Raw genomic sequence first — 6,762 nt, 5'->3', positions numbered from 1 at the left:
ACGCGGCAAAAGGAGCTAAATGTGTTACCCATGTCCTGACACACCTGTTACCTATGTCTCCGGTCCATACACTGCTGCAAAGAAAGTAACCAAAGAAACAGCTATCCCCAGCCTAAGCACTTCACACCGGCCGCGGCACAGGCGATTGGCCTAACGGCCCGGCAGTAGCGAGTGCCCCCACAAGCAGATAAGAGCTTGGACCGCGCACGGTCTGACGAGCCATAACCTTGAGCGCGCTGGTTCAGCACCAAATAGCTCCAGCCCGCTTCGCGGCCGATGGGTCAATCGGGTCTGCGCGTGCTTCTTCTCGACGGTTTCCCTCGCATACCCCACGGCAGCGCGTAGCGCAGTGCCGAAACTATTTGGTGCTGAACCAGCGCCCTAACACAACTACCTGGCAGACCGTGCGCGATCCAAGCCCGGTAAGTCCTTCGAGGGCGACACTTAGGCGAGTGCCACCGGCGGCTGGCAAGCATAGCCAACGTGCGTGTGACCGCGGGCCTCGACGAGCTGCTTTCTTTGGTTACTTTCTTTGCAGCAGCAAAGAAAGTGACCCCCGCCCCGGGGAGGGGCAGTGCTAATAAACCGACACGAAAACGGGATCCGGCGACCTCCGAACCCGAGCCGACTCAATCGAAGCGCTATTCAAAGCCGCTTGCCGAGACTCACGACTTCATCCATCCGATACCCGAGCTTTTCATAGAACCCACGCAACTCGGTTTTAACGGACAGAATCTGCAGATTCACCTTCGGACAGCCAAGTTTCGCCAACACAGCTTCCGCGTGCATCATCAACGCGCGGCCATACCCGCGCCCACGAAGCGATGGCGTGACGGCCAGCGAATACACCCACCCGCGATGACCGTCGTAACCGGCCATCACCGTGCCGATGACCTCGCCATCAACCGCGCCGACGAAAAACAACTCCGGCTGCACCTTCATCTTGTTGGCGATCGACAAAGCAGGATCGCGCTGCGGCCGCGATGCATCCGCGTACTCCGGAAACACATCGCGCCACAGAGCGATCACCGCATCGCGATCGCCTGCATCGAAGCTACGGATGATCACAGCGAATCGAGCACCGAACGCAGCATCGTCATCATCTGATCGATCTCGTCCTTCGTCACGTTGAGCGCCGGCATGAAGCGCAGCAGGTTCGGACGCGCGGCGTTGAGCAACAGGCCGTCGGGCTGCATCAGGCGCGCCTTCTCGACGATCTGCGGACCCTTGTCGCTATCGAGCAGCAACGCGCGCAACAGGCCTTCGCCGCGCTCGCCCTTGAAACCGCGCTCGTCGGAGAGTTTCAGCAGTTCCTGCCGCAGATAAGCGGCTTTCTCGCGCACGCCTTCGAGGAAGCCCGGCGCCACGAGCTGCGAGATCACCGAGTAACCGGCTGCCGTCATCAGCGGATTGCCGTTGTACGTGCCGCCCTGATCGCCCGCCTCGAAGCACGCGACATCGGCCTTCGACAGCAGCGCCGCGAGCGGCACGCCACCGCCGATGCCCTTGCCGAGCGTCATGATGTCCGGCTCGACGCCCGACAACTCGTACGCGAACAACGTCCCCGCACGGCCGCAGCCGCTTTGCACTTCATCGACGATCAGAAGGATGTTGTGCTTCTTCGTCAGCTCGCGCAGTTGCTGCATGAACTCGCGCGTCGCGGGAATCACGCCGCCTTCGCCCTGGATCGGCTCGAGCATCACGCCGACGGTCTTCTCGTTGATGAGCTTCTCGACCGAAGCGATGTCGTTGAGATCGGCCTTCGGAAAGCCCGGCACCTGCGGCGCGTAGATCGTGTCCCAGCCAGCCTTGCCGCTCGCGGACATCGTCGCGATCGTGCGGCCGTGGAAGCTGTGATCGAAGGTGATGATCTCGAACGCGCCGTTCTTGAACTTCTTGCCCCACTTGCGCGCGAGCTTGATCGCGCCTTCGTTCGCTTCGGCGCCGCTGTTGGCGAAGAACACCTTGTCGAAGCAGCTGTTCGCGGTGAGGAGCCCGGCGAGCTGCGCCATCGGCGCGTTGTAGAACGCCGGCGAAGGATTGATCAGCGTGCGCGCCTGCTTTTCCATCGCCTCGATCATGCCTTCGTTGCAGTGGCCGAGCGAGTTGACGGCCCAGCCCTGGATGAAGTCGAGATAGCGCTTGCCCGTGTTGTCGTAGAGCCAGGAACCTTTGCCGTGCGTGAACACGATCTCGGGACGGTTCGTGATGTACATCAGCGAATCAACGGGGTACTCATTGAAATTCATGACAGCGGGCTCCACGAAGGCTAGTGCGAGAGAAAGAGGAAAACGATGCGGAAAAAACAAAAGCCACGGATTTCCGTGGCTTCATTTCGTACGCTTCGAACAAACCGAACCGTGAGCGCAATGCATGACGAGCCAGCGGCATCCCTAGGGAAGCGGCGAGCGGCGACGTCGAAGTGCGTTCAGGATTTTGATCATTCGCGAAGGATACGTTAAGCGGTTGCTGCCTGTAAACCGCGCACGCGGATTTTTTGTCCGCGTGCGGACTACGTGCAACATCACACGGGATGCGCCAGATCCGCCGCGCTCGTGAACGAATCCGCGTAGAACTCGTCCTCCGGCAGGCGATGATGCTGCGTGAAATCGCGCTGCGCCGATTCCACCATCACGGGCGCGCCGCACGCGTACACCTGATAGCTGCTCAAGTCTGGCAGATCTTCGATGACAGCGCGATGAACGAAGCCCGTGCGGCCCGTCCAGTTGTCGTCGGCGTCGGGTTCGGAGAGCACCGGCACGAACGTGAAGTTCGGGATGTCCTTCGCCCATTGCGCGGCGAGCTCCATCATGTAGAGGTCCTTCTTGCGGCGGCCGCCCCAGTAGAGCGTCATCGGGCGGTTCAGGTTCTTGAACACCGCATGCTCGATGATCGCCTTGATCGGCGCGAACCCCGTGCCCGACGCCAGCAGCACGATCGGCTTGTCGGATTCGTCGCGCAGGAAGAACGTGCCGAGCGGGCCTTCGAAGCGCAGGATGTCGCGCTCTTTCATCGCGCCGAACACGTGATCCGTGAACGTGCCGCCGGGCATGTGGCGGATGTGCAGTTCGAGCGGGCCTTCGTGATGCGGCGGGCTCGCCATCGAGTAGCTGCGGCGCTTGCCGTCCTTCAGGATGAATTCGATGTACTGGCCCGCGTAATACTGCAGGCGCTCGTTCGCGGGCAGTTGCAGCTTCAGTTCGATGACATCGTCGGCACGGCGTTCGAGCGCATTCACGCGGCACGGCAGCTTTTTCACCTGCACGTCGCCGACGCCCGCGACTTCGCGCACGTCGATTTCGAGATCGGTCTGCGCGGTCGCGCAGCAGAAGAGGGCCATGCGACGGGTCTTTTCGTCGTTCGACAACGCCGACGAAGAATGCGGCGCCTGCTCGACTTCACCGCTCACGACGGCGCCCTTGCACGAGCCGCACGCGCCGTTCTTGCAGCCGTACGGCAGGCCGATGCCCTGGCGCAGCGCGGCGGTCAGGACCGGTTCGTCGGGTTCTACTTGAAACTGCCGGCCGCTTTGCCGGAGCGTTACGTTGAAAGCCATAGATCGATTTCTGCGATGTGTGGAGTTGTCTCGTTCGTCTTGTTCGACGCCGCACGCGGGTTTCAGGCGACGGATAGAATGCCCGGATGATCGTCACTCGAAACCTTCGCCGCGCGCGTGTCCTGATCGTCGGGTGCGGCGATGTCGGCATGCGCGCGCTGCCGCTCCTGCATGCGCGTGCCGGCGCGCCCCGCGTCGTCGCGCTCACGCATCATCCGGAGCGCGCGGGCGAACTGCGCGCGGCCGGCGCCACGCCGATTTCCGGTGATCTCGACCTGCGCCGCAGCCTCGGAAGGCTCGCGGGCCTCGCGCGCAACGTGCTGCATCTCGCGCCGCCGCAGCGTGACGGCGATTCCGACCGTCGCACGCGCGCGCTGATTGCCGCGTTGCGCCGCCCGCGCCGCTCGGTGGCGCGCGGCGCAAAGACTCACTGGCTGCATCCGGATCGAGCCGGAAAAACGTCTTTCATTGTACCCGACGGCCTTCGCGCGGCCACGAAGCGGCGGACCGGGCCGGGCACGCGCTTCGTCTACGCCAGCACGACCGGCGTGTACGGCGACTGCGCCGGCGCGTGGATCGACGAAACACGTCCCGCGCGGCCGGAGAACGAGCGTGCGCGGCGGCGCGTTTCGGCGGAGCGGCAGTTGCGCGCGGCGGGCGTGGGAAGCGGGTGGCGTGTGTCGATCGCGCGGATTCCTGGCATTTACGCGGCCAATCGCTTGCCAGTTGCGCGCATCGAAAAGGGCATGCCCGCGCTCATCGAATCCGACGACGTCTACACGAATCACATCCACGCCGACGATCTCGCCGCGATCCTTTTGCGCGCGCTCGCACGCGGACGGCCGCAGCGCGTCATCAACGCCTCGGACGACACGGACCTGCGCATGGCGGATTACTTCGACCGCGTGGCCGATGCGTACGGAATGCCGCGTGTGCCGCGCATTTCGCGGCAGGAAGCCGAAGCGCGCCTTGAGCCGGTCACGCTTTCGTTCATGCGCGAATCGCGACGGCTCTCCAACGCGCGCCTGAAGCGCGAACTGGGCTACGCGCTACGCCATCCGACGGTCGACGATTTCCTGAAAACGGCCACGCGGCGCTAGATCAGCGCCGGGATCGTTTCGAGCAGGACGAAGCACATCAGCGCGCCGATCAATGCGCCGATGAGATTCGGCGAATACTTGTGGCGCATGTGCATGACGATGGCCAGCACCCCGATGAGCACAGCGCTCAGCGCGACGAACGCAATCATCGCGACGGTCAAGTGGGAGACCATGATGCCCTCCTGCTTTTTTGATAGTCATTTTTGGTATCCGTAAGACCAGTATATGAGCGCCGACGGCGGAAGGCATGCTGCGCCGCAGCGCCCGCCATTGAGGGCTTTCACCGATTTGCATGCTCAATGCGCGTCGATGAAGGCGAGCACGTCCGTGAAAACCGGCGAGCCCGCGCGCTGCGCCGCCGAAATTGCATCGACGAGCTGAACGTGGCCGAGGCCCGCGTAGGTCTTCAGCTCGACGGCGTCGTCGTGTGCGCGCAACGCGTCGGCGAATCGCGTGCTGTTCGACGGATCGACGACGGTATCGGCGGTGCCGGTCGCGAGCAGCATCGGCGGTTCGTGGCCGGTGACGAAATCGATCGGCAGCGTCTGCCCGCGCAGCGCGTCCGGAAAGATGTCCGACATATGCGGTTCGCGCGGCGGGATGGCCGCATACGGGCCAGCAAGGCCGATCATCCCGCGCAGTTCCGACTTCGACATGCCGTGCGCCGCGAGGTAGCGCGGATCGGTCGCAAGCATCGCCGCGATATGCGCGCCCGCGGAATGCCCCATCACGACGATGCGGCCGGGATCGCCGCCGAACGCGCGCGCATGTTCGCGCGTCCAGCGCACGGCGGCCGCGGCGTCGTCGATGAAGCCGGGGAAAATGGTCTCGGGATACACGCGGTAGTCCGGCACGATCGTCACGACGCCGCGTTGCGCGAGCGCCTGCGCGACGCCGCGTGCGTCCGCGCGCTCGCCGCCTTGCCAGCTCCCGCCGTAGAAATACACGACGACGGGCCGCGCGCCGTCCGTGCGGCTGTGCGGCGCATACACGTCGAGCTTCTGGCGCGGTGCGGCGCCGTAGGCGAGGCCATCGGCCCGCTCGTCGTTCTGCGCGCGCGCCCGCGCACCGGCGAGGCCGGACGCGCACGCGACGAGCGTCAGGGAAATGAACCGCCGTCTCGCCGGGATGTGCATGATGGGTTCGTCCTTCGATGTGATCGAACAACGGCTGCGATGCATCCGGCGCGGCGGCTTCGAAGCGAAGCTACGGCGTCGTATCCGGCTCCCGGCGCAGCGCGGCGAGATCGGCTTCATCGAGCCAGCGCCATGCACCTTCGGCAAGCGTGCCAGGCAAAGCATAACCGCCCACCCGCTCGCGATGCAGTTTCTCCACGCGGTTCCCGGCGGCCGCGACCATGCGCTTTACCTGATGATATTTGCCCTCGAGCACGGTGAGTTCGACGAGCCGCTCGTCGCGTCGCACGGCCGCGAGCGCGGCGCTCGGTTTCGACTCGCCGTGCAGCAGCACGCCATCGCGCAGCTTTGAGAGCTGTGCATCGTCGAGCGGATGGCGCACGGTCGCGAGATAGACCTTCGGCACCTTTCGTTTGGGCGACGTGAACGCGTGAACGAACGCGCCGTCATCGGAGAGAAGGAGCAGGCCGGTCGTGTCCTGATCGAGCCGGCCGACCGACTGCACGCCGCGTTCGACGAACTGCGGCGGCAGCAGATGAAACACGCTCAGATGATGCTGCGGATCGCGCGAGCATTCGTAACCCGCCGGCTTGTTGAGCGCGATGTACGCCTTCTCGCGATACGGCCAGAGATGATCGTCGACTTCGAATTCGAGACCGGGCGTGACGGGAAGATCGGCATGCGGATCGTCGCGCACGACGCCCGCGATGCGCACGCGGCCTTCGGCGACGATGCCGCGGCACTGGCGGCGCGACCCGAAGCCTTGGGAGAAGAGGAGGGTTTCGAGGTCCATCGGATGAGCGGAGTTGAAGCGCGCATTCTAGCAAGCCGCGCTTTCGGCCCGCGTTCGCCGGACGCGTCCCGCATCGGCGAGAAAAAAGAGCGCCGCCCGAACCGCGGGCGGCGCCGAGCGTGGCGATGCGCATTCGGACGAAGGGGCGTCCGGGGCCGGCGTCATCGCCCAGGGAAA

At 64.4% G+C, this 6,762-nt stretch carries 7 protein-coding genes; 1 reads left to right on the top strand and 6 read right to left on the bottom strand.

Annotated elements, in window-relative coordinates; all coding sequences use genetic code 11:
• Positions 1-645: 645 nt before the first annotated feature.
• The 3 genes from PQR08_RS31650 to PQR08_RS31640 all read right to left on the bottom strand — a co-directional run bounded on the left by PQR08_RS31650 (position 646) and on the right by PQR08_RS31640 (position 3,556).
• Positions 646-1,068: a GNAT family acetyltransferase gene (locus tag PQR08_RS31650; protein ID WP_408163578.1), complete on the bottom strand. Its 423-nt coding sequence runs from the start codon at positions 1,066-1,068 to the stop codon at positions 646-648.
• Positions 1,065-2,249, bottom strand: coding sequence for an acetylornithine transaminase (locus tag PQR08_RS31645; protein WP_408163577.1), 1,185 nt, complete (start codon positions 2,247-2,249; stop codon positions 1,065-1,067). Before PQR08_RS31645 ends, PQR08_RS31650 begins: the two co-directional genes overlap by 4 nt.
• Before the next feature lie 275 nt (positions 2,250-2,524).
• The gene (locus tag PQR08_RS31640; RefSeq protein ID WP_408163576.1) at positions 2,525-3,556 is read right to left on the bottom strand and encodes a CDP-6-deoxy-delta-3,4-glucoseen reductase; all 1,032 of its coding nucleotides are present in this window, start codon (positions 3,554-3,556) and stop codon (positions 2,525-2,527) included.
• An 86-nt stretch (positions 3,557-3,642) separates the two neighbouring features.
• Here PQR08_RS31640 and PQR08_RS31635 point away from each other — a divergent pair, with 86 nt between their 5' ends.
• Positions 3,643-4,656, top strand: coding sequence for an NAD-dependent epimerase/dehydratase family protein (locus tag PQR08_RS31635; protein ID WP_408163575.1), 1,014 nt, complete (start codon positions 3,643-3,645; stop codon positions 4,654-4,656).
• Here PQR08_RS31635 and PQR08_RS31630 read toward each other — a convergent pair.
• The 3 genes from PQR08_RS31630 to PQR08_RS31620 form a co-directional block, all read right to left on the bottom strand.
• A complete protein-coding gene (locus PQR08_RS31630) occupies positions 4,653-4,829 on the bottom strand; it encodes a hypothetical protein (RefSeq protein ID WP_035497911.1) in 177 nt (58 codons plus the stop codon). The two genes, PQR08_RS31635 and PQR08_RS31630, sit on opposite strands and share 4 nt — an antisense overlap.
• A gap of 123 nt (positions 4,830-4,952) precedes the next feature.
• Positions 4,953-5,792 (bottom strand): alpha/beta hydrolase, encoded by an 840-nt coding sequence (locus tag PQR08_RS31625; protein WP_408163574.1) that lies wholly within the window; start codon positions 5,790-5,792, stop codon positions 4,953-4,955.
• Positions 5,793-5,862: 70 nt separating this feature from the next.
• Entirely contained in the window at positions 5,863-6,585 is a 723-nt protein-coding gene (locus tag PQR08_RS31620) for a pseudouridine synthase (protein WP_408163573.1), read from the bottom strand.
• Positions 6,586-6,762: the final 177 nt, after the last annotated feature.

The sequence above is a fragment of the Caballeronia jiangsuensis genome (assembly GCF_046030135.1).
Classification (GTDB): domain Bacteria; phylum Pseudomonadota; class Gammaproteobacteria; order Burkholderiales; family Burkholderiaceae; genus Caballeronia; species Caballeronia jiangsuensis.
This window is presented reverse-complemented; position numbering and strand designations above follow the sequence as displayed.

Coding starts and splice junctions, on each gene's coding strand:
- PQR08_RS31645 (WP_408163577.1), bottom strand. CDS start 2,249: ATGAATTTCAATGAGTACCCCGTTGATTCGCTGATGTACATCACGAAC.
- PQR08_RS31640 (WP_408163576.1), bottom strand. CDS start 3,556: ATGGCTTTCAACGTAACGCTCCGGCAAAGCGGCCGGCAGTTTCAAGTA.
- PQR08_RS31635 (WP_408163575.1), top strand. CDS start 3,643: ATGATCGTCACTCGAAACCTTCGCCGCGCGCGTGTCCTGATCGTCGGG.
- PQR08_RS31630 (WP_035497911.1), bottom strand. CDS start 4,829: ATGGTCTCCCACTTGACCGTCGCGATGATTGCGTTCGTCGCGCTGAGC.
- PQR08_RS31625 (WP_408163574.1), bottom strand. CDS start 5,792: ATGCACATCCCGGCGAGACGGCGGTTCATTTCCCTGACGCTCGTCGCG.
- PQR08_RS31620 (WP_408163573.1), bottom strand. CDS start 6,585: ATGGACCTCGAAACCCTCCTCTTCTCCCAAGGCTTCGGGTCGCGCCGC.